Raw genomic sequence first — 24,274 nt, forward strand, 5'->3', positions numbered from 1 at the left:
CTTACTTGCCTTTGAGCATTGAGTTCAACAGCCGGCTCAGCACGCCGACGAAAATAATCGGAGGTAACGCGCGCAGCACCGTGGACGCGTTGATCACGCCCCACGGCACTTCCTGCCCGAGCGACGTGAACGCGGACGCCACTACCGGCAGCGTCGCGCTTCTCGATGAGGTCAGCGCGAGCGCGATCATCAGTTCGTTCCAGACCAGCACGAAGCTGAACACGATGCCGCCCATCAGCGTGGTCGCGCTGATCGGCAACGCGATCCGCCAGAACACACCGTACGGGCCGTAGCCGTCCAGCGTGGCCGCCTCTTCGACTTCACGCGGCAGACGCTGAAACACCGGGATCGACAACCAGGTGATAGTGGACAGCGTGACCAGCAGATACGTCACCACCATCGAAAGTTTGGTGTCGTACAAGCCCAGATCGACCCAGATCGCAATCAACGGAATCGCGACCGCCACCGGCGGCAAAAACCGCAGCGACAGCAGAAAGAACTGAATGTCGCGCTTGCCCGGCACGTGATACCGCGCAATCACATAAGCAGCAGGCACACCGAGCAACGCTCCCAGCAGCACCGCAAAGCCCACGATCGACAAACTATTGCCCAGGCCGATCAGCACCTCGGGGCTCGACACGACCTGGCGGTAGTTGTCGAGCGTCGGCGTAAAGATGAAACGCGGCGTCGGCGTGACGATGTCGAGCAGGTTCTTCAGCGAATTGAGGAACGCCCAGAAGATCGGAAACACGGCCACCAGCGCAAGCGCGAGGCCGAACGACCATGCAGCGCCGCGCGAAATCAGTCTTCCCATTTGTTCACCCGCTTCCAGATGAAAGTGAAAATCAGCGTGGTCGCCACCATCATCAGCACGGCCATACTCGACGCATACGACACTTTCCCGGACAAGCCGATTCCTTGCGAATACGCGTACATGTCGAGGGTTTCCGTGGTGATGCCCGGTCCGCCTTTGGTCATCACATAGACCAGATCGAACGAGCGCAGCGATTCGACCATCTTGATGAACACCAGACTCATGATCGGCACCTTCAGCATGGGCAACGCGATATACGCGTAGACCTGCCAGGTGCGTGCGTAATCGAGCCGCGCGGCTTCGAGCGGTTCGGGCGGCAGCGTCTCCAGCAGCTTCAGCACGACCACCGCGAAAAACAGTCCCCATTGCCAGATGTCGACGAGCGCCACCGCATACAACGCGAGGTGCGGGTCGGACAGGAAGGCCGTGTTGTCGATGCCGAGCAGCCCGAGCAACCAGCTCAGAATGCCGGTGAGCGGCGAATACATGAATTTCCAGATAAACGCCGCCGACACGCGCGGCAACAGCACCGGCACGATCAGCAGCAGCGAAATGACGCCGCGCAGCCGGCCGTGAATCTGTTCGAACAGGTAGATCGCAATCAGTACACCGACGGCGACGGCGCCCACCACGGTGACGATTTCCCAGATCGCCGAGACCTCGATCGAATTGAGGAAGCGCCGGTCCGAAAACAGTCGCGCGAAATTGCGGAACCACACGTACTCGCTGTCCGGATAGCGCAGCACGCGGTTCCGCAGCGCGAGATTGATGGCGGCGATGGTGGGCACGAGACCCAGGACCGCCATCACGGCAAGCGGCGGTCCAAGAAATACGAACGGCAGGCTGGTTTTGCCCCGATTGAACATTGATGTCTCCGACAGCGAGGTCACGCACGAAGCCCTGTTCGCGCGACCCCGATCCGATCTGCAGTGCCCCAGCGGCGCGCGGCATGCAAGCCACGGCCAGGGGCGGCCACGTTACTTCTTCGCGCCGTGCTCCATCGCGTCCTGCGCGTACTGCACGGCGTCGTTCAGGGTGGCCTGAACATCGGGCTGCGTGCCGGTGAAGATCTCCTCGAGCGCAATGCCGAGGTTGTCGCCGATATCGGGCCACTGCGGGCTCGACCAGATCGTGACCTTGGTCACCGGATTGGTATCGTTCAGGCCGGCGAGAATCTGCGGCTTGACGTGCTTCTGGAAGTAATCGCTTTTGATCGTGCTGGTGCGGTTGTAGTCGCTAAAGACGTTGTCGCGCAGGCGGGCCTGCTCCTGGTCCTTGCCGGTCGCCCAGGCAATGAATTTGCCGGCGGCCTGGCGGGTGCATTCGTCCTTGGCGCCCACCGACGAAATCGCCAGGCCGTGTCCATACGCGGCGGACGGCAACGGCGCGGGCGGCCTGACGTAGCCCACCTTGTCCGCCACGCTCGATTTGGTCGGGTCTTCCATCCAGTCGGCGAACGGCGTCGATTCGATCATGAACGCGACCTTGCCGGAGCGGAATGCTTCCAGCGCGTTGCTCCAGTCGTAGGTGGCCGCGCCAGGAGGCGCGTATTTGAAGAGATCGCGATACAGCAGCGTGGCCTTCACCGCGGCCGGCGAATTGAAGGCCGCCGCCTGGTTCCTGTCAGTCCACGTGCCGCCCTCGGCGAGCATGAACGGTGCCCAGCGCCATACGTTCATGCCCGAGCCGCGTTGCCCGCGCGCCACCCAGCCATACATGTTCGGCGGCGCATTGAGCTTCTTGATGTCGGCGACGAGTTCGTCGAGTGTCTTCGGCACCGGCAGATGCGCTTTCTCCAGCAGGTCGCGACGATAGAACAGGAAGTCGCCGCCGCCGATCAGCGGCGCAAAATACGCGACGCCCTGATAGCTCGCCACCGCGCGCCGGCCCGGCAGGAAGTCGTCGTAGTCGGCGTCTTTCGGGTAGTACTTCAGGAGCGGGACAACCCAGCCGGCCGACGCGAACTCGGCGATGTTCGCTTCGTCGACGTAGTAGATCTGGTAGGAACCCGCACCGGTCGACGCATCCAGCCGCGACTTGGAGCGCCGGTCGTTTTCGCCGAAGTAATTGATTTCAACCTTGGTGCCGCTGCGCTTTTCATAATCGGGCAGCGACTTCTCCATGACCGTCAGGCCGAGGCTCTTTTGCGCCAGCACCTTGAGCACTGGAACGTTGCAGGTCTGCGCCGTCGCCAGCACGGGAAGGCTCGCGCCCACCACCGCGCACGCTGTCAACCAATGAATGGATTTCACTCTTGTCTCCGCTTTTTGGAATGTTCTTTGGTATCGCCATACGGGCGCTGCATTGGGCGGCAGAGCATGCGTACGGTGATGAGAACTGTAGTGGCCGGGGCCAGGGGCCAGCCACTGCAAAAGGCGGAAAGCGCTGATACTTTTTGCGCGCGCATTGGGTGCGCTGCACAAAATGTGTCAGTGAGGGGAATGACGCCGATGAGTGAGCGACGCGCGGGGTTGTCGAACTACAAGCAGCACAAGGACAACTACAGCAGACCCGCGTAATGCACCGCGACGAACAACGCGGCGCCGCCCGCGATCAACACGATCGCGTTGATCCGCGTCTTCATCACGAGGACGGTGGCGCCCGCGGCGGTGAGCCAGGCGATCCAGCCGCCGTCGAGTTCCTTCATCAGCACGTAGACCGCCGCGAGTATCAGACCCGCGGCGACCGGCCGCAAACCGGCCTGCAATGCGTTCAGCCAGCGCGCGCCTTCGTGCCGGTTCCACACATGCACGACGCCGTACATCAGGAACGCCGTCGGCCCGAACAGGGCCAGCGTCGCGACGAGTGCGCCGCCCAGACCGCCCACCTGCCAGCCGATCAAGGTTGCCAGCAACGACGCCGGCCCCGGCGCGAGTCGCGCGATCGCGAAGTCGCTGAGGAACTGCGCGTGCGTCATCCAGTGATGCACGTCGACGACTTGCCGCTGAACCTCGGCGATGATGCCCTGCCCGCCGCCGACCGTGACGATCGAAAGCGGAGCGAATACGGCGAACAGTGCGACTAGATTTCTGGACACGGAATAGCGCGGGATAAAGTTGGCGGACGCTCGTTACTGCTGCTGCGGAGACGAACGGAGATATTCGTAGCCGACGCTCAGCGCACCGGCGATCAGCACGGTCCACACGAGCGACACGCGGAACAACGCGGCCGCCGCAAAGGTGGCGATCAGCACGAGGTACGGAAACAGCCGGCGCGGCAGTCGGCGGGCCGCCGTGATCGCCATGCTCAAGGACAACCCGATGGCCGCGGCCGCCGCGCCGGCCAGCGCGATATGCGTGAGCGGCAGATAAGCGATCGCGGAGAAGAACACGCCGAGCAGCACGATCGTCACCGCCGGCGGAAACACGATGCCGCAAAATCCGGCCACCGCGCCGCGCCAGCCCAGCAGGCGATAGCCGATCCAGATGGCCAGATTCTTGACGTTGACGCCCGGCAGCGCCTGCGACAACGCAAGGCCGTCGAGAAATTCCTCTTCGGTCAGCCACTGCCGGTCCTGCACGAACTCACGCAGGAACCAGCCGCTCAGGCCGCCGCCGAAACTCGTCAGTCCGATGCGGGTAAAAATCAGGAAGAGCCCGAGCGCGCTCACGTCGCCGGACGATGGACCCTTGCGTGACGCGAGGGTTTCGCGCTTCACGGCCGGGCCGTGTGCTTCATACCCGTCAGTTCCGTCTGTATCTTCTGTACCTTTGACCAAGGTCTTCTCCCTACGCGCTTTGCAAGGCGGGTGAAAGTTTGAGACGTCGTTGCCTCCCAACGACGCGGATTGATTGAATCATATCCGCACACGCTCACACGCAGGGCTGCCGGCCGCAGATTGGATTCTGGGCATGGGCGGCGCCAAGCCCGTTAAAATCGCGGGAATGCAGGTCTAAACTCGCAGGTCTAAACCCACGGGCCTAAACCCGCGAACTCCCACCCGTCAACTCAACCGGAGAACCAAGTCTTGCGTGTAGGCCGCCCCGTCAAAGCCCTTCCCCAACCCGATTGCGATTACTGCGGCACGCGTGCCGTGCTCGCGCGCAGCGGGGACGAGAGCTATCCGTATCGTGACGATCACGGCCCGGTGTGGATCTGCGCCGCGTGTCAGGCGTGGATCGGCATTCACGCGCGCAGCACGCGCAACGTGCCGCTCGGGCGGCTCGCCGACACCGCGTTGCGCGACGCCAAAAGCCGCCTGCACGATGTGCTCGAACCGTTGGTCGCGGGCAAGATCCGGCGTGACCGGGTGAATCCGTTCGAAGCGCGCGCGAAGGCGATCCGCTGGGTGGCAGAACAACTCGCGTTCGATCCGCTGCCGGCGTCGATCCATAATCTGTCGCTGGAACAATGCGAGCAGGCGATCGCCCACGTCGAGGCTTTCATCGCGCAGCGCCGCGCCGCGGCGCCGGACGATCGCGCTTGAGCGGGTTCAAGCAGCGGGTTCAAGCACAGGCCCAAACGGCGACCCCAGGCACCGGGTTCAAGCAGGCTTAAACAGCGTCGCCCGTTGAATTTTCGCGCTGCATGCCCGCCTCGTGTGCCGTGCCGTGCCCACGTTCCTCCCGGTCCGCCTGCAACACCCGCCGCCCGGTACGCGTACCGAGCACCAGCAGGATCGCCAGCACGCCGGTGCCGAACAGGTAGCTCGGCGGAATGAAGCGCGCGTCCGTGAAGTGCGCCACCAGCGAGATATAAAACGGCGCCAGCCCACCGAACAGCATGACCGACGTGTTGTACGAAATGGCCACGCCGGTGGAGCGCCCCTGCACGGTGAAAATCTTCACCAGCATCCCCGGATGCGCGGCGCCCTGCAGCGTCAGGAACAGAATGCCGATCAGTCGCACGACCATCAGACTGCTCTCGGTGGGCTCGGCCAGCAGGTACGCAAACAGCGGAAACACGCAGATCAGCCAGCCCGCGATAAAGAAGAAAAACAGCCGGTACGCGCCGACACGATCCGCCAGCAAGCCGAACACCGGCGACAGCACGCACATCACGATGCTCGTGACGAACACCCCTTGCAGCGAGGAACTCAGCGACAGATGCAACTGCATCTGCGCATAGGTCGGCAGATACGCATTCCACACGTAGTTCAGCGAGGTGCCGGCGATCATCACGCCCATCGCGCACACCACGGCGTCGCCGTTATCGCGCACAAAGTCGCGCATCCGTTCTCTCACCGGCGCGCGTGCCGCGGGCCGCGCCTGCATGCGGTGAAATTCGTCCGACTCGTCGACATGGTGGCGAATATAGAAGCCGATCGGCCCAACTAGCGCGCCGATCAGGAACGGCACACGCCAGCCCCACGCCGTCAGATCCGCATGCGACAAATGTTTCGACAGCAGGTAGCTGCAGCCCGACGACAACATCGCCGCGACGCCGATCGACAACATATTGAAGCTGCCGTAAAACATCTTGCGTCCGGGCGGCGCGACCTCGTAAATCGTCACCGACGACAGCGCGAACTGCGCGCCCACCGCGAAACCCTGCACCAGACGGCCGATCACCACCAGCAGCGGCGCGAGCAGCCCCAGCGTCGCGTACCCCGGCGTCAGCCCCAGTATCAGCGATCCCACCGACATCAGGACCATGATCCACGACAGCACCTTGACCCGTCCGACGCGGTCCGCGGCCATGCCCATCAGCACACCGCCGAGCGGACGCACCAGGAAGCCGACCGCGAACGTCGCGAAGGTCAGCAGCAAGGCGCCGCTACGATCGACGGTGGGAAAAAACACCCGCGCGATCATGCTCGAAAAATACGAGTACACCATGAAGTCGAACCACTCGAACGTGCCGCCGATTACGGTCGACACGATGGTTTTCCAGAGCCTGGCCGGATCGCTTGGGGTGTGCATGGGTTTAATCTCCGGCTCGCAGCGTGCGCAACGTCTGTGCGAAGAAATCCTGAACCACGTCGACGACCTGCATGCCGTTGTGGGCGATATTGGCCAGCTCATCGAAACGCACGCGGACACCGGCGGCTTCGAACGACGCCTGCAGCGTGCGCAACCGTTCCGGACGCGTGGCGCCGGCGTCGTTGATACCCGGCAGGTACATCGCGCTGTCTTCGGGCACGGTGATTTCCCAGGTCTCCAGATCCGCGCGGCCGACGATCATTTGCACCGGCACACGCTGCAACGCGGCCAGATCGAACGGCTTGCCGAAGTGGCGTTCGAAACCGCCCAGGCCTAACCACCAGTCTTTCGTGTGATCGAGCACGGTGACGTTGCCCGGCGCACCGATCGACGCGGCCCACAGCCGCTCCGGGTGCGCGTACGCAAAGCGGTTCACGTACTGCCCGCCGCCCGAATAGCCGAACAGCGCGAACTGCTCGAAGCGTTTGCCATAACGTTCGCCCACTTCGCCGACCATGTCGAGCAGCACCTGGTCGTAACGGATATCGCCGTCGATCAAACGCTTGAAGCCATTGCGATCGCCGTCACCACGCACGCCCACCGGAAACAGCGGACACAGCACGATGCAACGGTTCCAGCGGCCGAACGGCGCGAACGCGTCGCGGTATTGCGTGAACTGGCGGCCGGTGCCGTGCATCGCGACCACGAGTTGCACGTCGTTGCCGGGCGTCAGGACTTCGGGCGGCACGTACAGCACGTAAGGAAAGCGCGCGTCGTGGCGGCTGGCGTACACGGTGGTCGAACCCAGGTCGTATAGCGCCTGCGCTTTTTCATGACCGGGTGCGGAGCGCTTCTCTGCATCGAACATCTGTCATTCCTCTCTGACGTTTTCAAATGTGGTTTTCAAATATGGCTTTCAAGCCGTGCCACGCCCACAGCCACCGCTCAAGCCACCTCGGCGAGCGGCTCGTGATGCAGGCTGTAGCGCGTGAAAACGCGATTGAGCGCGGGCATCGGCGCGACATCCATTTCGCCCGCGGCCGGCTGCATGACGATCATCGCGACGGTCGCGGTCATCGTGTGGCGCGTGCCGGGACGCGGCGGACGACACACCGAATACGGCGTGCCGAACGCGTCGAACAGCGCGGCCTTGACGGCGTCGCGGTCCACCATCGGCGTGGCGTTCAGCAACTGACGCACGCGCCAGTCGCGGTAATAGCTGTCCGGCGAGCTCTCGCAACCGGTGTCCAGCAATTTGGTGCGCGCCACCGGGCTGACCCAGTGGTTCGCGTGCACGATCAACTGATCGTCGCCGGGATAGATCGGAAACGCCTCGTTCGGCGCGCATTCGAAATCGATGCCGAAGCCCTCGGCCATGCCGAGCATGATGTTGTTGGAACAGGATTTCGGCGTGGTGGCGATCACCCGCAACGCGTTCGAAAACACCGGTTCTTCCAGCACGCGGCGACGCAGCAGCGACAGCGGCACGCCCATCTGCATGAAATCGCGCTCGGACTCCAGATAGTTCGCGGTGATCGACACGCCCGCCGCGTTGAGCCCGCTGCGCGCGAGGCCACCGGCTTCGACGAAGGTCAGGAAGTCGGGGCCGTCGTCGTTGCGCACGCGCAAGACGATGCCGGTATCGACGCAGTCGGCCTTCCAGTCCCAGTTTTGCGCATGGATCAATTGCCCGTTCGACGACCGCGACGGCAGCACCAGCACGCCCGTGCAACCGTCTTCGTCGTCGGCTTGCAGCGCCATTTCGGCGCGCGCTTTGGCCAGCACCTCGGTGCGGGCGTTGATCATCACGATGTCTTCGAACGGCACGTCCGCGCCTTCGGCGATGCCGCGCATCTCGTCCAGATAGGCCGGCTGGAAGTCGCCGATCACCTGTTCGAGCGAGCGGATCAGCGCCGTCTGCGACGCCTCGCTATAGCCGAGATTGCGCAACGTCTGACCGTAACGGGACGCGCTCAGGCGCACCCGCACCGCGGCCGCGCGGCCGTATTGCACCCCGCGCTCGTGCGGCTTGCCGGACACGCTGATAAAAGGAAATTGCGAAAACGCTTGGGTTTGCGACATGTTGGGACTCCTCGCCCTGGCTGCGAGCGACGCCGCCACGCGGCCTGCGGCCTTGCGCTGACGACATCGACTGGATGGCTGACCCAACGATTTTCACGAGCCGTAAATAAAATAAAAAGCGTTATTTTCTTTACCGAAAGGAAAGAATTTTTTTCGTTTCGTGCGATCATGCAGCGTAGGCCGATGAGGGAAATTCGTGCGCCGAACGCACGTCCAGAAGGCTGTTGAGGAGAATTCGGCATGAGTGAAATTCGAATGCTGCGCACGTTTCTCGCCATCGAGAAGCACGGCACGATGGCGGCCGCCGCCGACCGCATCGCGCTCACGCACGCGGCGGTGGGTGCGCAGATGCGCACGCTGGAGCGCGTGTGCGAACGTCAACTGTTCGACCGCAGCGGGCGCAGCATCCAGTTGAACGACGCCGGCCGTTCGATCATCGAGCAGGCACGCGCGGTCGTGGCCGCGTACGACTCGCTATTGCGCGGCGTCGCGGACGAGCTCAGCGTGGAAGGCTCGATCACGATCGGCTCGACGGTGTCGTCAATGGGCTTTCTGGCGGCCAACGTGATCCGCCTGAAGGTCTCGTATCCGCGTTTGAACGTGCGCCTCGCGCACGGCGACAGCGCCCAACTCGGGCGCCAGGTGCGGGCGGGGGAAATCGATGCGGCGGTGATCGTCAGCGAACCGCGCGTGACCACCTTGCCCGAGTTATGGGAGCGTCTTTACGATGAGCCGCTGGTGTTGCTGGTCAATCCGGCGAGCGCGCCGGCCGACGCGACTGTGAGCGCGCTGCTCAAGCGTTTGCCGTTTATCGGCTTCGAGACGTCGTCGCTGACCGGCTCGCATGTCACGAGTCTGCTTCGGCGCTTGCGCGCCGACGTCAAGCCGATTCTGGAAATGAATTCGATCGCCGCGATTGCCGACCTGGTGCGGCAGAACGTGGGCGTGTCGATCGTGCCGCGTCTGCGGCATGCCGCGTGGGACGACGATCCGTTGTTGTCGGTCAGGCCGATTCCCGGCACGGCGTGGCGCCGGCACATCGGCTGGTATGAGTTTGGGCGGCAGCCGCTGGCCACCGCGATCGTCAAGAACCAGTTGCTCGCGGCGCTGGCGGAGTGAGGGTGCGTCGTTATCCGTGCGCCGTAACGCGCTCCGCCTCCCGCTCAACAGCCCATCAACTCAGAACGATTCGTTGAACGGCCGCAGATCGATTTCCTGCGACCACGCCGTGCGCCCCTGCTGATGCAGATGCCAATAAGCGTCGGCGATCTCGTCGGGGTTCAGCAGGCCGTCTGCGCCGCGCTCGGCCACCCGCTGCGGCGCGGACGTACGCAGACGTTCGCCGTCGATCCCGCCGTCCACCACCACATGCGCCACGTGAATATTGCGTGGACCGAACTCGCGCGCGAGACTTTGCGTGAGCGAACGCAGACCGGCTTTCGCGGACGCGAATGCGGCAAACGGCGGCCGACCGCGCAGCGCCGCCGTCGCGCCGGTGAACAGCAACGAACCGTGACCGGCCGCGAGCAAAGGCTCCAGGGCCGCGCGGGCAAACAGAAAGCCGCCTAACGTCGTGACGCGCCAGGCCGCCTCGAACTGCTCCGCGCTGAGTTCGAGCGTCGGCGCACGAGTCGCGCCGGCCGCGTTGAAAATCGCGACTTCGAGCGTGCCTTGTGCCGCGAGTTGCTGTGCGATCGCATTCAGATCACGCTCGCTGGTGACGTCGCCGGGAAACGCCTGCGCTTGACCGCCAGCCGCACGAATCTCGTCGACGACGATCGCCAGACGCTCATGCGAGCGGCCCGTTATCGCCACACTGAAACCTTCGCGCGCAAATCGACGGGCCAAAGCAGCGCCGAGTCCGGCGCTCGCCCCCACGCCAGCGATCCACGCAAGACGCGCAGGCGCCGGGTTCGATACGACCGTTTCACTCATGGTGTTCTCCATTGAGGCGCTTTGACAGAGGGACGCATGAATGCGCAGAGGCGAAGCTGACGCGACATCTGCACACGCCACCGACCCGAGGAAGATCGCGCCAGTGTAATCGCGCTGCGCCGAGCTTGCTGGCGCGCTAACGGCGCGGTGCTCGCGTGACGTTAGCGGCGCGCCGTGTCGACGCGCGTTGTCGGGCAAGACTGCTGTTTCACGCAAGACCACGCGCCGTTTGTCGCGTCAGCGTCAGGCTGTCAGGTCACGCAGCACGCCATTTCGCATCCGACACGATCAGCTTCTTCGGAATCAGCTTCAGCTCGCTAAACGTATCGGCAATCTGCTGCTGATAATCGAGCGTCGCGGCATCGATAGGTTGCACGCCAAAACTGCTGCGATTCAAGGCCAGTTCGAGCGTCGGCGCGTCGAGTCCGACGAGCGGCGACAACTGGCTCGCCACCGCCGGAATATGATCGCGGCTCCACTTGTCGACCTGATCGAGTTCGGCCAGCAATTCGCGTAGCAACTGCGGCTGCGTATCGGCGAATTTGCGCGCGGCGACGTAGTACTGCGTGTTGCGCACCAGACCTTCGCCATTGACGATCACGCGCGCGTTGGCCTGCTTTTCCACTGCGGCGAGATACGGGTCCCAGATCACCCAGGCGTCGATACTGTTCTGCACGAAGGCGGCGCGCGCGTCGGCCGGCGTCAGATAGACCGGCTGAATGTCGGTGTACGACAAGCCGGCTTGCTGCAGGGCCTTGACCAGCAAAAAGTGTACGTTCGAGCCGCGGTTCAGCGCGACCTTCTTGCCGCGCAATGCCGCGACCGAGCGAATCGGCGAGTCGTGCGGCACGACGATCGCCTCGGCCTTCGGCGCGGGCGGCTCATTGCCGAGGTAGACGAAGTCGACGCCGGCGGCCTGCGCGAAGATCGGTGGCGTTTCGCCCACCGTGCCCACATCCACGGCGCCCGCGTTCAAGCCTTCGAGAAGCTGCGGACCCGCGGGGAATTCGAGCCACTGCACCGACACGCCCTGCGCGGCGAGGCGTTTTTCCAGCGTGCCGCGCGCTTTGAGCACCACGAAGTTGCCGTATTTCTGAAAGCCGATGCGCAAGGTTTTGCCATTGGACGGCGCTTGCGCCCGCGCCTGCTGCGAGGGCAACAGCGTGCCCGCGGCGAAACTCGCCACGCCGGCCGCGGCGGCCTTCAGCAGCGTGCGCCGACGCGGGTCGCTCAGCTCGTTCAGATCGGTGAGGGCCAGGGTATCAGGGTGGAACGGGTCGCGGGATGTCATACGTTTGCCAGGTAGAGAGGTGGACGCTAAATCGTTGAAGTTAGCGGCTCGCACCGTGCCGGGCAACCAAGCAAAGTTCATAAGGTTATGAACGGTTGCCGCCCTGCCCGGTTGAGCCCGGCGTACCCGGGCAGTTACGTCTGCGACCAGCCGGACAGTACGCGCATGCGTCTCACGAGCGGTCCGTTCATCGTGGCGCGCCGGCCGCCACCGCTTGCACGACGCTACGTGCAAAGGAAGGCGTGAGTTCATGCACCACCGCTGGACTCGTGCCTTCGTTGCGCGACACGGCCTGCGTGACATGCGAACCCGGCGCGACGTCCTGTGTGAGCCACACATTGCCGCCGATCACCGAGCCGCGGCCGAGCGTGACGCGGCCGAGAATGGTGGCGCCCGCATAGATCACGACATCGTCCTCGACGATCGGATGACGCGCGTGGCCTTTCGTCAGATGCCCTTGCCCGTCGCGTGGAAAACGCTTCGCGCCCAGCGTAACCGCCTGATACAAGCGCACCCGCTCGCCGATGATGGCCGTCTCGCCGATCACCACACCCGTTCCATGATCGATGAAGAAGCCCGCGCCGATCCGCGCGCCTGGATGAATGTCGATACCGGTCTGCGCATGCGCATGTTCGGCGACGATACGCGCCAGCAGCGGCAAGCCCAGGCCATACAGTTCATGCGCGAGCCGATGGTGGATCATCGCCAGCACGCCGGGATAGCACAGCAGGACTTCGTCGACGCTGCCCGCGGCGGGATCGCCGTGATAGGCCGCCAGCACGTCGCTGTCGAGCAGACTACGGATCGCCGGCAGACGCGCCGCGAACGCGCGCACGGCGACGCCGGCCTGCGCCTCGATCACCGCTGCGGGCGGCGGGTCGTGACGGCTGCGGTAGTGCAGTTCCAGCCTTGCCTGACTCAACAGCCCATGCAGCGCGGCGTCGAGCGCGTGACCGACATAGAAATTCTCGCTTTCCTGGCGCAGATCGGGCGGCCCGAGCCGCATTGGAAACAGCACGCCCTTGAGCGTATCGATGATTTGCGCGAGCGCTTCACGCCCCGGCAATTCGCGCCCGCCGGGTTCGAGCGAGCGCTTCTGCACTTCACGCCATTGCTGGCGGACCGTCTGCAACGCGAGGACGATCTCGTCGACATCAAACACAGCCACAGCGATTACTCCCCGTAAAGTGCGACGTGGACCTTAAGGACGCTTCAGTCCTGAACCCACGGCAGCCTGTGGACGCGCCGTTCGTTCCCGGCGCCGCGGCGAAAGCAACCGCCTATCGCCATCAGGAGACACTATGCGAGAGACCCCGCCGCAGCCGAACCAATTTATTGTGATTTCTAAAGAAGCATCGGTTTGGTCGCTGCGGCCTAATTGGTCGACGCCGTTGTCGCCGTCGTCGATGCCGAAGCGGCTTCGGCCCGCTTCGTGCTGAAATTCCAGCGCAACGCCGTCGCCGTGTCGACCGGTGCGGGCAGCAAACCCGCGCGATAGAACGTGTCGGCGATCTTCTGCTGCTCGCCGAAATTTTTTGTATCCACAGCGCGTACCGCATAGCTGCGGCGACCGTTGGCGCGCTCGATCGTCGCCGCATCGAGTCCCCAGATCGGCGCAAGCAGTTTCGCCGCGTCGTCCGGATGCGCGCGCACCCAGTCGCCCGCCGCCGTCAGTTGCGCGAACACCGTGGCGACAACGTCCGGATGCGCCGCAGCGAAACTGCTCGACGCCAGGTAGTAGCGTTGATACGAAGCGAGCCCTTCGCCGTTGGCGAGAATGCGGACGTCCGGCGCTTTATCGACCGACGCGACATACGGGTCCCAGGTGATCCAGGCGTCCACGCTGCCGCGCTCGAACGCGGCGCGTCCATCGGCCGGCGTCAGATAGCTGATGCGCACGTCCGCCGGTGCGAGGCCGGCTTTGGCGAGCGCGGCGAGTAGCAGATAGTGGCTGCCTGCGGCCTTGGTCACCGCGATACGCTGGCCCTTCAGATCCGCCAGCGTATGCAGCGGCCCGTCGCGTTTCACGATGATGGCCTGCGCGCCGGGCGACGGCGCTTCCTGCGCGACATACACGAACCGGGCATGCGCGGCCTGCGCGAACACCGGCACCGTATCGGCCACGTCGGCGCTGAAGTCGACCGCGTCGGCGTTGAGCGCTTCGGTCAACGGCAAGCCGCTGGCGAACTCGTTCCACGTAATGGTCACGCCTAGCGGCGCCAATGCCTGTTCGAGCGAGCCGCGCGCTTTGAGGATGGTGATGAGCGTCGAGGACTTCTGATAGCCGATGCGCAGTTTCACCGGCGCGGCAATGGGTTTAACGGTCTGCGCGTGGGCGGCGCTCATGGTCATGCTCATGCTCATGCTCACGCTCACGGCGAACAGCGAGGCCAAGGCCGCGCGGGCAAGCGAACGAAAAATGGAGAGGGTCACGGCGCGAATATCCAGTCAGTGTCTACGACGAAACTCCGATCCTAACAACGCCGGATCGCCCGGATAAACGAGCGTTTTAACTATGCTTAGCAGGTACGCGGATAACGGCGAGGATCAACGTCGCGTATCGGATCGAGATATTCATATGGCGTTTCGTTGTTTGTTCATTCCGCTCGCCATGCTTATGTTTACGCGTTGCCACGACCCTCCTTCGCTCAGCATGACGACCCTCCCGCAGCAGCATCTCGACGCGCTTATCCCCGCATCGCACGCCGACGGCGACCGCGACGCCGCCTTGCAGGCCCGTTTCGCCGACGTCTTCGAACGCATCGCCGCAGGCGCCGTGGCACGCGAGCAGCATCGCGAACTCGCTTATGAAGCCGTGCAGTGGTTGCGCGAAGCCGGCTTCCCCGCGCTGCGCGTGCCGCAACGTTATGGCGGTGGCGGCGTCACGCTGCCGCAATTCTTCCGTCTGCTGATCAGTCTCGGTGCAGCCGACTCGAATCTGCCGCAAATTCTGCGGCTCAATTTCGGCTTCATCGAAAACCGTCTCGAAGATAGCGACGAGGCGATCCGCGCGCGTTGGCTCACCCGCGTGGCGAACGGCGAACTGGTCGGCGCCGCGTTGTCGGAGCGCACGGCGTCGACACACAACTCCGTCACTCTCACCCGCGATCCGCACGACAGCCAACGCTGGCGCCTGAACGGCGAGAAGTACTACAGCACCGGTTCGCTGTACGCCGACTGGATCAACGTCAACGCGCACGACGGCGAATACGACGTCAATCTGATGGTGCGCGGCGACGCGCCAGGGGTGAACCGTATCGACGACTGGGACGGCTTCGGCCAGCGCCTCACCGCGAGTGGCACAACGCGTTTCGATAACGTCGAAGTCCCGGAAGAACAGATCCTGCTGCGGCATCGTTTATCGGAACCGCAGCACGATACTTTCCAGATCGCGTTCTATCAGAACGTGCACCTCGCGACGCTGGCCGGCATTGCCCGTGCCGCGCTGCGCGATGCGATCGCCTTCGCGCGTGCGCATACCCGCACATTCGGCGTGCCCGGCAAATCGAGTCCGCGCGACAACCCGCTCGTGCAGCGCGTGATCGGCCGGCTGGCGAGCTTGAGCTATTCGGCGGCAAGCCTGGTGAATGCACTTGCGGAAAGTCTGGAACGTGCCTCGCAGGCACGCGCGGCCGGCCTCGCGACTGAAGCGACCTACATCGCGCTCGACATCGAAGCCTACCAGGCGCAACAGATCGTGATCGCGCAAGTGCTCGAAGCGACCACGCTGCTGTTCGAAGTAGGCGGCGCGTCGGCGACGAGTGAGCGGCTGCGGCTCGATCGCCATTGGCGCAATGCACGCGTGATCTCGTCGCATAACCCGGCGATCCAGCGCGAGCAGGCCATCGGCGCGTTTCATCTGAACGGCACGCCGCCGAGCGAACGCTTCAGCCTGGCGCACAAGAAAGACGCGAACCAGTCTGAAGCGTAAGCCGCCGTCGTTGACGCTTACTCCGCCGTCGGAATCCACCCTGCCGTAGCCGCATCGCTCGAACGGAACGCCGGGAATTTCTCACCCAGTTCGGCAATCGTTCGGATGTTGTTCTTCACCAGGTCGTCGCGCGTGATTAGCGTCGGCTTGACGACGATCCGATGCGCGGGCTCCTGCCCCGCCAGCAACAACGCAGCGGCACGCACCGACACCGCGCCGACCACCGCCGGATTGGTCGCCGCCGTCGCGACCCAGGCGCTGTTCGGCGCGCGGATCGCTTCGATGTCGGAGGTCGAGATGTCGGCGCTGTAAATGCGCAATTTCGACGACAGGTTCGCTTCGTCCGCGGCAAGCTTCGCGCCGCGCGCGAACTCGTCATAAGGCGCGAACACCACGCGAATGTCAGGATGCGCGCGATACGCAGCGGCCGCCTGATTCGCCACCGATTGCGCGATCGGATTGTCAACCGTGCCCCAGCGCGCTTTTTCCTGCACCTTCGGATGCGCGGCCTTGAAGTCGCGCCACACCGCGTCGCGCCGGTCGAGCGGCGCGAAGCCGGCCACGTAGACATAGCCGGCGGCGAAGCCGTCGCCATTGTCCTTGACGGCCTGATCGAGCAGCAGCGACGCCAGATCGCGATCGCTCTGTTCGATCTGCGGCACTTTCGGATTGCCGAGATCGACGTCGAACGCGACGACCTTGATGCCCTTGTCCAATGCGCGCTGCACGACGTCCTTCAGCGACTCGGGCAAGCCGTGATTCACGATGATCGCCGACACGCCCAGGCTGATCGCCTGCTGGATCTGTTCGCGCTGTTCGGCGGCATCCTGCCGGCCTTCGTAAATGCGCAGATCGATGCCGAGCGCTTTCGCCTGCTTCTGCGCGCCGGCTTCATAGGCCTGGAAGAAATCGCCCGTGGACAGATAGTTGACGAGCGCAACCTTCACGCCGCCTTTGTCGAACGGCGCGGGCGCGCCCTTGAGCGGCGCGGCCTGCGCGGTGGTGGTAACGGCAACGGCGGCACTCGCCGCGACCGTAGCCGCCAGAACAGCGAGCGTAGCCAACTTGAGTTTCACATTCAGCCTGCGACGAAGCAACGATCTCATCAATGATCTCCAACCGGTTAAGCGACGTTTTATTTGTGAACGAGCCGATGCTAGCCGGCATGCGCAGGCGTTCGCACGCGATAGGCCGCGCCCGGATGCGGTTCGGCGAGCCGTGGCCCCTTGCCATGCAGTTTTTCGCGCAGCGAGCCGCTGGCGTAATCCGTCTTGTAGACACCGCGCCGCTGCAATTCCGGCACGACCAGATCGACGAAGTCCGTAAAGCTCTCGTGCGTCAACGCATAGGCGAGATTGAAACCATCCACGTCGGTCTCCTCGACCCACGACTGCAATTCGTCGGCGATCTCCTGCGGGCTGCCCACCGAGAGCGGCCCGAGTCCGCCAATGCCGCCCCACCTGGCGATCTCGCGCACGGTCCAAACCCGCGTGGGGTCCGCGCTGGAGAGCGCCTCCACCGCCGACTGCACCGCATTGCTCTCGACATAGCGCAACGGCTCGTCGAGGTCGTACTTCGACAGATCGATGCCGGTCCAGCCGGACATCAGCGCGAGCGCGCCTTCGTCGCTGGTATAGCGGCGATAGTCGGCGTGTTTCGCGTGCGCTTCCGCCGAAGTCTTGCCGGTGATCACGGTGTGCAGGTTAAAAATCAGCACGTCGTGCGGATCGCGGCCGAACGACTTCACACGGGCGCGGATATCGGCGACGAAGCTTTTCAGAATCGTGCGCGACGGCGCGGCGATAAAGATGCACTCGGCGTGCTGCGCGGCGAAATCCTTGCCGCGTTTGGACGCGCCGGCCTGATAAAGCACCGGCGTGCGCTGCGGCGACGGCTCGCAGAGATGAATGCCGGGTACGTCGAAAAACGGCCCGCGATGATTGATCGGATGCACCTTCGACGGCTCGGTGAACACGTGCCGCGCGGTATCGCGCACGACCGCATCGTCTTCCCACGAGGCTTCCCACAGCTTGTAGCAGACTTCCAGGTAATCTTCGGCAAGCGCATAGCGATCGTCGTGACTGGCTTGCGCCGGCAGACCGATATTGCGCGCGGCGCTATCCAGGTACGACGTGACGATATTCCAGCCGACCCGGCCGTTGGTCAGATGATCGAGCGTCGACATGCGTCGCGCGAACGGATACGGATGCTCATACGACAGCGAACAGGTCACGCCGAAGCCGAGATGCTCGGTCACGTTCGCCATCGCCGAGACCAGCAGGATCGGATCGTTGACCGGCACTTGCGCGGCCTGGCGGATCGCGGCGTCGCCATTGCCGTTGAAGACGTCGTAAATGCCCAGCACGTCGGCGATAAACAGGCCGTCGAACTTGCCGCGTTCAAGCAGCTTCGCGAGGTCGGTCCAATAGTCGAGTTGCCGGTAACGCCACGACATGTCGCGTGGATGCGCCCATAAGCCCGGCGACTGATGGCCCACGCAGTTCATGTCGAACGCGTTGAGGCGGATTTCTCTGGCCATGATGGTGTGTGTTTGAAGGTGTGACGTGGGAACCGCGTCAATTCCACGGATGGCGCGCCGGCTTGACGCCGTTCAGGTAGTAGTTGCCGACGAGGTGGTACTTCCACCGCACGGGGTCGTGCAACGTGTGGACGCGGGCGTTACGCCAATGGCGGTCGAGATTGTGTTCGGCGAGCGTCGATTGGGTGCCGGCCAGTTCGAACAGTTTTTCACCGGCGAGCAGCGCGACTTCCGTGGTCAATACTTTGGCTTCGCCGACCGCGACCGAAGCGCGCGCCACGTCGTCCTCGCTCGTTTCAGCTTGCGCGGCGATTACGTCGATCACGCGCGCGGCCCGTTCGAGCAAGGCCTCGGCGGCGTGCAGTTGAATATGCAGATGGCCGATCTCGCGCACGGTCAGCGGATCGTCGCTGGCGCGCTCGACGCCGCTGTCGATCCATGGCCGCGAGCGCGAACGCACGAACGTGAGCGTATCGTCGAGCGCGGCTTTTGCGATGCCGGCGTCGATAGCGGCCTGGATGATCTGCGAGACCGGCCCGTTGAGCGTCGGGAAATCGGACACGCGGTGCGCCGGCAACACATGCGAAGCCGGCACGCGCACGTGGTCCAGCACCACCGTGCCGCTGGCCGTGGTGCGTTGACCGAAACCCGACCAGTCGTCGATCACGGTCAGTCCCGGCGTGCCCTTCGGAATGTAGGCGAGCCAGCCTTTGCGTTCGGCGTCGAGCCCCAGCACCGGGACGAAATCGGCGAATAACGCACCGGTCGAATAAAACTTGGTGCCCTGCACGACGTAATCGTCGCCGTCGCGCGTTACGCTGGTTTTCAGGTCGAGTACGTTCTTCGTGCCCTTCTCCGAAAAGCCGTTGCCGAAGCGCTTGCCGTTCAACACCTGCGCGAAAAAGTACTGCTTCTGCGCTTCCGATCCGGTCAGCGCGATCACATCGACCAGACCGAAATGATTCTGCGGTAGCTGTCCGAGCGACGGATCCGCTGCCGCAACGATCTTCACGACCTCGGTCAGCGTGACGAACGACACGCCCGCTCCGCCATAGGCTTTCGGCACCGTGATTGCCCATAACCCCGATTGCGAGAACCAGTCGATCTCTTCGTGCGGCAAGCGGCGTTCGCTATCGCGTGTGGCCGCGCCTTGCGCGAGCCGAACGGCGAGTTCATGCGCGACCGCGATCGCCTGCGCGTCGTCGGCGATGATACGCACCGCCTGCCGGTTCACGTCGAGCGTGTTCGATGATGCCGCTTCGTCAACCTCTGCCATGGGAGTCTCCGTTTGAATGACCGTTCGCTCAATCTATCAGCGGGCGTCGCGGGCGCAAACTGAACGATTCGGCAATCGATATTCCTTCGGATGGCAAACGGTTCGCGCAGCGCGCCGCGCTACTCACACACGCGAGTCGCTGCGCCGCCCGACGCTGAAGGTGAACGCCAGCGCGAGCACCAGCAGCACGCCCTTGATGAAATCCTGCATGTAATACGGCGCGTTCAGCATGGTCAACCCATTGAGCAACACGCCGACGAACACCGCGCCGACCACGGTGCCGAACACGTTGGGCCGTTTTGCGCCCCACACCGCGTAGCCCATCAACGCGGCGGCGACCGCATCGAGCAGCAGCGAGTGACCCGCGCTCACGTCGCCTCGTCCCACGCGCGCGGCGATCAGCACGCCGCCCAACGACGCAATCGCACCTGACGCGACATAGGCCGCGATCCGGTAGCGCGCGGTCGGTGCGCCCGCCAGCCGTGCCGCCGTTTCATTGCCGCCGATCGCATAGATCACGCGGCCCCAACGCGTCGTTTCCATTGCGATGCAGGCCAGCACCGTGACGGCGACGAGAATCAGCACCGGCAGCGGCACCACGTCGAAAACACGTAGACGGCCGAGCGCCAGAAACGCATCGGAGAACACCCCGCTCGCCTCCGTGCCGTCGGGCAGCACGGTGCCGGTGGCGAGCGAGCGGCCGCCGGTCGGAATCAGTTGCAGACCGGCTAACAGAAAGAGCGTGCCGAGCGTCGCCAGTTGATCCGGCACGCGCAGCCGCGTGATCAGCAGGCCGTTGAACAGCCCGGCCGCGACGCCGAGCGCCACGCAGGCGGCAACCGCACCGAGCGCGCTGCCGTGCCAGACGATCAGCACGTAGCTGGCCGCCATCTGTGCGGACGCGGCCACGCTGCCCACCGACAGATCGAAGCCGCCCGCCGCCAGCGTGATCGTCACGCCAATCCCGAGCAACGCGACGATCGATACCGCTTGCAGAATACTGAACAGGTTATCGAGGTTCAGAAACGCGGGTTCCTTGATGGCAAACACGGCGATCAGCAAAGCGAGCACGAGCAGAATGCCGGTGCGCTCCAACTGATCGCGCAAACCACGTAAGCCGCGCAACGTGGGACGTGCGTGTCGGCCGGCCGACGTATCGCCGGCAAGAGAAGGAGTGGCGGGTTTCATGACTGAACCTGGGGGCTGAGTTCGTGAGTGGGTGAGCGTTGGAGCGTCGCGCGATCGAACCAGACGACGCGATCGGCAATCTCCAGCGCTTCTTCAAGATCGCTGACGAAAACGAGGGTCGCGCGTTCGGGCGCGTGCCGCCGCAAGGTATCGACGATATCGGCGCGTGCGCCGGCGTCGACGCCTTGAAACGGTTCGTCGAGCAGTAAGAGCCGCGCGGGTTCGACATGCCAGCGCGCGAGCACGACTTTCTGCTGATTGCCGCCGGAGAGCCGCGTCAAACGATCGTCGGGACCGGTGCAGCGAATGCCGAAGGTCTTGATTGCTTCGCTCGCAGCAGCGCGCTCGGCCGCTTCGTGCACCACGCCGCGCCGGAACCAGCGCGACAGGAACGGAAAACTGAGCGTGCCCGCAATCGATGCGAACGGCACGCTGTCGGGAAACAGCGAACTGCGCCAGCGATCCTCGCCTGCGAGAAAGACTCCGGCGCGAATTGCGTCGGCCGGAGAGCGCGGACGCCAGGGTTTGCCGTCGAACGTCATCCGACCGCCGCTGGCATGTGCCGCGCCAAAGATCGTCCGCGCAAGCCGCGATTTTCCGCCGCCGACTGGACCCGCAATCGCCAAGATCTCGCCGCGCTGAACGTCGAGGTCGAAGGGCAGACTGGTCGGCGTCAACTGAAGATCGCGCGCGCTAAAGCACGCTTCGAGCGACGCCGCGTGGTGTGCCGTTTGGGTTCGCGCGGGCGGCAGCGGCCGCCCGATCATCGTCTCCACGGCGGCATCGAAATCGATCGGCGCTTGCAGGTCGGCGACGAGACGTCCGTCGCGCACAATCGCCACGCGGTCCGCCACGCGCCGCAAGTCGCCGAGCCGATGCGACACCAGCAGGATCGCGACGCCTTCGTCGCGCAACGGCGCGAGCCGTGCGAAGAGACGGTCGGCTTCGGCGGCGGACAGGCTGGCGGTGGGTTCGTCGAGTATCAGCAGTTTGGGACGCGACGCCAACGCGCGCGCCAGCGTCACGAGTTGCTGACTCGCGAGCGACAGCGAGTCGAGCGGCGCGGCCAGATCGACGTCCAGTCCGACCCGTTCGGCCAGCGGTCGCGCCGCCTCACGACGTGCCGCCGGCGGCACGCGCCAGGGCGAGCCCGGATCGCACAAACGGTCGAGCAACAGGTTGTCCGCGATCGACAGCGACGGCACGACCGCATCCGCAATCGACTGATGCACGGTGGCAATGCCGAGTTGCTTCGCCGCCTGGGGCGAAGCCGGTCGATAAGCTTGCCCGGCCAGCGTCAACGTGCCGGCATCCGGCGCGTAAACGCCGCTCAGAATCTTGACGAGCGTCGACTTGCCCGCACCGTTGGCGCCCATCAACGCGACGACTTCGCCGGCGTGAATCGACAGATCGAGGTTCGATAACGCGAGCGTCGCGCCGAACTGTTTCGTGAGTCCCGAGGCCGTCAACACCGGCTCACCCGCGCCTTCGTGCCGCGCTCGCGACCCGTTCTGCCCGTTCATACGTATCCTGATTGTGATAGGCATGACGGATACTAAAGCGCTTCAAAAGGAAGGGAAAACAAGCAAAAGTGATTAGCTTTGCAGCGATCGGACGCACGCCATAGCGCGCTCGCGTCACGCCCTCGCATCATTGAGCCGCCGCCGGTTCTTCCGCTTTAGTCCGCGATTGATCCACATCAACGGCGCATTTCGAATCCTCTCTACTCTTGGCGACGCATGACTCGCACTGCCGCCCGGCTCGCACGCCCATGAGCCCGATCCCCGCGGCAGGCCATTCCACGGAAAGGGAGAGCTGTATGGCATTGCATCAAACGGTTGAAACGCACGACGAAGCGATCGAAGACGTCTACTCGGCCAGTTCCTCGCAGCGGCGTTTGCCGAAATTCCGGCTTCCCGAGCATTCGACGGCGCCCTCCGCCGCCTACAACCTGGTCCGCGACGAGTTGCTGCTGGACGGCAATTCGCGGCAGAACCTCGCGACCTTCTGCACGACATGGGTCGAGCCCGAAGTCCAGAAGCTGATGGCGGACGCGGTCGACAAGAACATGATCGACAAGGACGAGTATCCGCAAACCGCCGAGATCGAAAACCGCTGCGTACACATGATCGCCGACCTCTGGCACGCGCCGAAGTCGTGGGACACCATCGGCTGCTCGACCACCGGTTCGAGCGAAGCGTCGATGCTCGGCGGCCTCGCGCTGAAATGGCGCTGGAAGAAAAAGCGCGAAGCGGCGGGCCTGTCGACCGACAAACCGAACTTCGTCTGCGGCCCGGTGCAGATCTGCTGGAAGAAATTCGCCCGCTACTTCGACGTGGAGATTCGCGAAGTGCCGCTGCGCGACGGCGCGCTCGGTCTGCAGCCGCACGACCTGCGCGAGTTCTGCGATGAAAACACCATCGGCGTGGTCGCCACGCTGGGCGTCACGTTTACCGGCATCTACGAACCGGTCGCGGCGCTGGCGCGCGAACTGGACGCCATGCAGCGCGATATCGGCCTCGATATTCCGATTCACGTCGACGCGGCGAGCGGCGGCTTCGTCGCGCCGTTCATTCAGCGCGAGCTCGATTGGGACTTCACGATCGACCGCGTCAAGTCGATCAACGCATCCGGCCACAAATACGGCCTCGCGCCGCTCGGCGTGGGTTGGGTGGTCTGGCGTTCGAAAGCCGATCTGCCGGAAGACCTGATCTTCTACGTCGACTATCTCGGCGGCAACATGGCGACCTTCGCGCTGAATTTCAGCCGGCCGGGCGGTGAGATCATCGCGCAGTACTACAACTTCCTGCGGCTGGGCCGCGAAGGCTATACGCGTATCCAGCAGGCCTGCTCGGACACCGCGCAATGGCTCGCCGCGGAGATCGCGAAGATCGGCCCGCTGGAACTCGTCTACGACGGCAAGGACGGACTCCCCGCCGTCTGCTACAAGCTCAAGGACGGCGAAACGCACGGCTTCACGCTGTACGACCTGTCCGAACGGGTGCGGATGCGCGGCTGGCAGATCGCCTCCTATCCGCTGCCCGCCGATCGTCAGCAGGTGGTCGTGCAACGCGTGCTGATCCGCCACGGCGTGAGCCGCGATCTGATCGGTCTGCTGCTCGACGACCTGCGGCGCGGCATCGACTACTTGCGGCAGAACCCCGTGCCGAATTCCGACGCCGGGCCGACCTTCAGTCACGGCGCGCACGTCGTCCCGCTGAAGGTGCCGCTGAACGTGCCGCTGAAAAACGCCTGAACAAGGGCCTAACGACGGCCGGGCGTCACCGCCCACGCCCGCACCCTTACCTTGCGCCGCGACGCCCGCCCTGGGCGCACCGCGGCGTTTTTCCCTGTGCA

At 64.2% G+C, this 24,274-nt stretch carries 21 protein-coding genes; 4 read left to right on the forward strand and 17 right to left on the reverse strand.

Annotation, left to right across the window (positions count from 1 at the left end; all coding sequences use genetic code 11):
* Position 1: 1 nt before the first annotated feature.
* The 5 genes from FA94_RS09240 to FA94_RS09260 all read right to left on the reverse strand — a co-directional run bounded on the left by FA94_RS09240 (position 2) and on the right by FA94_RS09260 (position 4,472).
* On the reverse strand, positions 2–814 hold the full coding sequence (locus FA94_RS09240; RefSeq protein ID WP_035549951.1) for a carbohydrate ABC transporter permease: 813 nt from the start codon (positions 812–814) through the stop codon (positions 2–4).
* A complete protein-coding gene (locus tag FA94_RS09245) occupies positions 802–1,680 on the reverse strand; it encodes a carbohydrate ABC transporter permease (protein ID WP_035549953.1) in 879 nt (292 codons plus the stop codon). Before FA94_RS09245 ends, FA94_RS09240 begins: the two co-directional genes overlap by 13 nt.
* A 111-nt stretch (positions 1,681–1,791) precedes the next feature.
* Positions 1,792–3,057, reverse strand: a complete 1,266-nt coding sequence (locus tag FA94_RS09250) for an ABC transporter substrate-binding protein (RefSeq protein WP_408304598.1) — start codon at positions 3,055–3,057, stop codon at positions 1,792–1,794.
* A gap of 257 nt (positions 3,058–3,314) precedes the next feature.
* The gene (locus tag FA94_RS09255) at positions 3,315–3,851 is read right to left on the reverse strand and encodes a chromate transporter (protein ID WP_035549959.1); all 537 of its coding nucleotides are present in this window, start codon (positions 3,849–3,851) and stop codon (positions 3,315–3,317) included.
* Positions 3,852–3,884: 33 nt separating this feature from the next.
* Positions 3,885–4,472, reverse strand: coding sequence for a chromate transporter (locus FA94_RS09260; protein ID WP_035549961.1), 588 nt, complete (start codon positions 4,470–4,472; stop codon positions 3,885–3,887).
* Positions 4,473–4,781: 309 nt separating this feature from the next.
* On the opposite strand from FA94_RS09260, the gene FA94_RS09265 reads away from it, so the two are divergent.
* Positions 4,782–5,240, forward strand: coding sequence for a zinc-finger-containing protein (locus FA94_RS09265; RefSeq protein WP_035549964.1), 459 nt, complete (start codon positions 4,782–4,784; stop codon positions 5,238–5,240).
* Positions 5,241–5,307: 67 nt separating this feature from the next.
* Here the strand turns inward: FA94_RS09265 and FA94_RS09270 are convergent, their stop codons facing one another.
* The 3 genes from FA94_RS09270 to FA94_RS09280 all read right to left on the reverse strand — a co-directional run bounded on the left by FA94_RS09270 (position 5,308) and on the right by FA94_RS09280 (position 8,757).
* Entirely contained in the window at positions 5,308–6,675 is a 1,368-nt protein-coding gene (locus FA94_RS09270; protein ID WP_051980503.1) for an MFS transporter, read from the reverse strand.
* A 4-nt stretch (positions 6,676–6,679) separates the two neighbouring features.
* Entirely contained in the window at positions 6,680–7,432 is a 753-nt protein-coding gene (locus tag FA94_RS09275; RefSeq protein WP_081936331.1) for an alpha/beta hydrolase, read from the reverse strand.
* 188 nt (positions 7,433–7,620) lie between these two features.
* Positions 7,621–8,757 carry a C45 family autoproteolytic acyltransferase/hydrolase gene (locus tag FA94_RS09280; protein ID WP_035549968.1) on the reverse strand — a complete coding sequence of 379 codons (1,137 nt, stop codon included), beginning with the start codon at positions 8,755–8,757 and terminating at the stop codon, positions 7,621–7,623.
* 240 nt (positions 8,758–8,997) lie between these two features.
* On the opposite strand from FA94_RS09280, the gene FA94_RS09285 reads away from it, so the two are divergent.
* Positions 8,998–9,876, forward strand: coding sequence for a LysR substrate-binding domain-containing protein (locus tag FA94_RS09285; protein ID WP_231584912.1), 879 nt, complete (start codon positions 8,998–9,000; stop codon positions 9,874–9,876).
* A gap of 60 nt (positions 9,877–9,936) precedes the next feature.
* Here FA94_RS09285 and FA94_RS09290 read toward each other — a convergent pair whose 3' ends face one another.
* From FA94_RS09290 to FA94_RS09305, 4 genes are all read right to left on the reverse strand, one after another.
* Entirely contained in the window at positions 9,937–10,692 is a 756-nt protein-coding gene (locus FA94_RS09290) for an SDR family NAD(P)-dependent oxidoreductase (protein WP_035549974.1), read from the reverse strand.
* Between the two features lie 256 nt (positions 10,693–10,948).
* Positions 10,949–11,983, reverse strand: a complete 1,035-nt coding sequence (locus FA94_RS09295) for a sulfonate ABC transporter substrate-binding protein (protein ID WP_081935853.1) — start codon at positions 11,981–11,983, stop codon at positions 10,949–10,951.
* Between the two features lie 187 nt (positions 11,984–12,170).
* Positions 12,171–13,151 (reverse strand): serine O-acetyltransferase EpsC, encoded by a 981-nt coding sequence (gene epsC / locus FA94_RS09300; RefSeq protein WP_035549978.1) that lies wholly within the window; start codon positions 13,149–13,151, stop codon positions 12,171–12,173.
* A 206-nt stretch (positions 13,152–13,357) separates the two neighbouring features.
* Positions 13,358–14,341 carry an aliphatic sulfonate ABC transporter substrate-binding protein gene (locus FA94_RS09305; protein ID WP_408304600.1) on the reverse strand — a complete coding sequence of 328 codons (984 nt, stop codon included), beginning with the start codon at positions 14,339–14,341 and terminating at the stop codon, positions 13,358–13,360.
* Between the two features lie 295 nt (positions 14,342–14,636).
* Between FA94_RS09305 and FA94_RS09310 the strand changes: the two genes are divergently transcribed.
* Positions 14,637–15,914, forward strand: a complete 1,278-nt coding sequence (locus tag FA94_RS09310) for an acyl-CoA dehydrogenase family protein (protein WP_035561756.1) — start codon at positions 14,637–14,639, stop codon at positions 15,912–15,914.
* 17 nt (positions 15,915–15,931) lie between these two features.
* Here the strand turns inward: FA94_RS09310 and FA94_RS09315 are convergent, their stop codons facing one another.
* The 5 genes from FA94_RS09315 to FA94_RS09335 form a co-directional block, all read right to left on the reverse strand.
* A complete protein-coding gene (locus FA94_RS09315; RefSeq protein WP_035549981.1) occupies positions 15,932–17,020 on the reverse strand; it encodes a substrate-binding domain-containing protein in 1,089 nt (362 codons plus the stop codon).
* Between the two features lie 50 nt (positions 17,021–17,070).
* The gene (locus FA94_RS09320; RefSeq protein WP_035549983.1) at positions 17,071–18,453 is read right to left on the reverse strand and encodes an LLM class flavin-dependent oxidoreductase; all 1,383 of its coding nucleotides are present in this window, start codon (positions 18,451–18,453) and stop codon (positions 17,071–17,073) included.
* Between the two features lie 37 nt (positions 18,454–18,490).
* Complete coding sequence (locus FA94_RS09325) at positions 18,491–19,729, reverse strand: SfnB family sulfur acquisition oxidoreductase (protein WP_035549984.1); 1,239 nt, start codon at positions 19,727–19,729, stop codon at positions 18,491–18,493.
* A 123-nt stretch (positions 19,730–19,852) separates the two neighbouring features.
* Positions 19,853–20,917 carry an ABC transporter permease gene (locus FA94_RS09330; protein ID WP_035549986.1) on the reverse strand — a complete coding sequence of 355 codons (1,065 nt, stop codon included), beginning with the start codon at positions 20,915–20,917 and terminating at the stop codon, positions 19,853–19,855.
* Complete coding sequence (locus tag FA94_RS09335) at positions 20,914–22,440, reverse strand: sugar ABC transporter ATP-binding protein (protein WP_051980504.1); 1,527 nt, start codon at positions 22,438–22,440, stop codon at positions 20,914–20,916. Before FA94_RS09335 ends, FA94_RS09330 begins: the two co-directional genes overlap by 4 nt.
* A gap of 296 nt (positions 22,441–22,736) precedes the next feature.
* Here FA94_RS09335 and gad point away from each other — a divergent pair, with 296 nt between their 5' ends.
* Entirely contained in the window at positions 22,737–24,173 is a 1,437-nt protein-coding gene (gad, locus tag FA94_RS09340; RefSeq protein ID WP_035549987.1) for a glutamate decarboxylase, read from the forward strand.
* Positions 24,174–24,274 lie beyond the last annotated feature (101 nt).

Source organism: Burkholderia sp. 9120 (genome assembly GCF_000745015.1).
GTDB lineage: Bacteria > Pseudomonadota > Gammaproteobacteria > Burkholderiales > Burkholderiaceae > Paraburkholderia.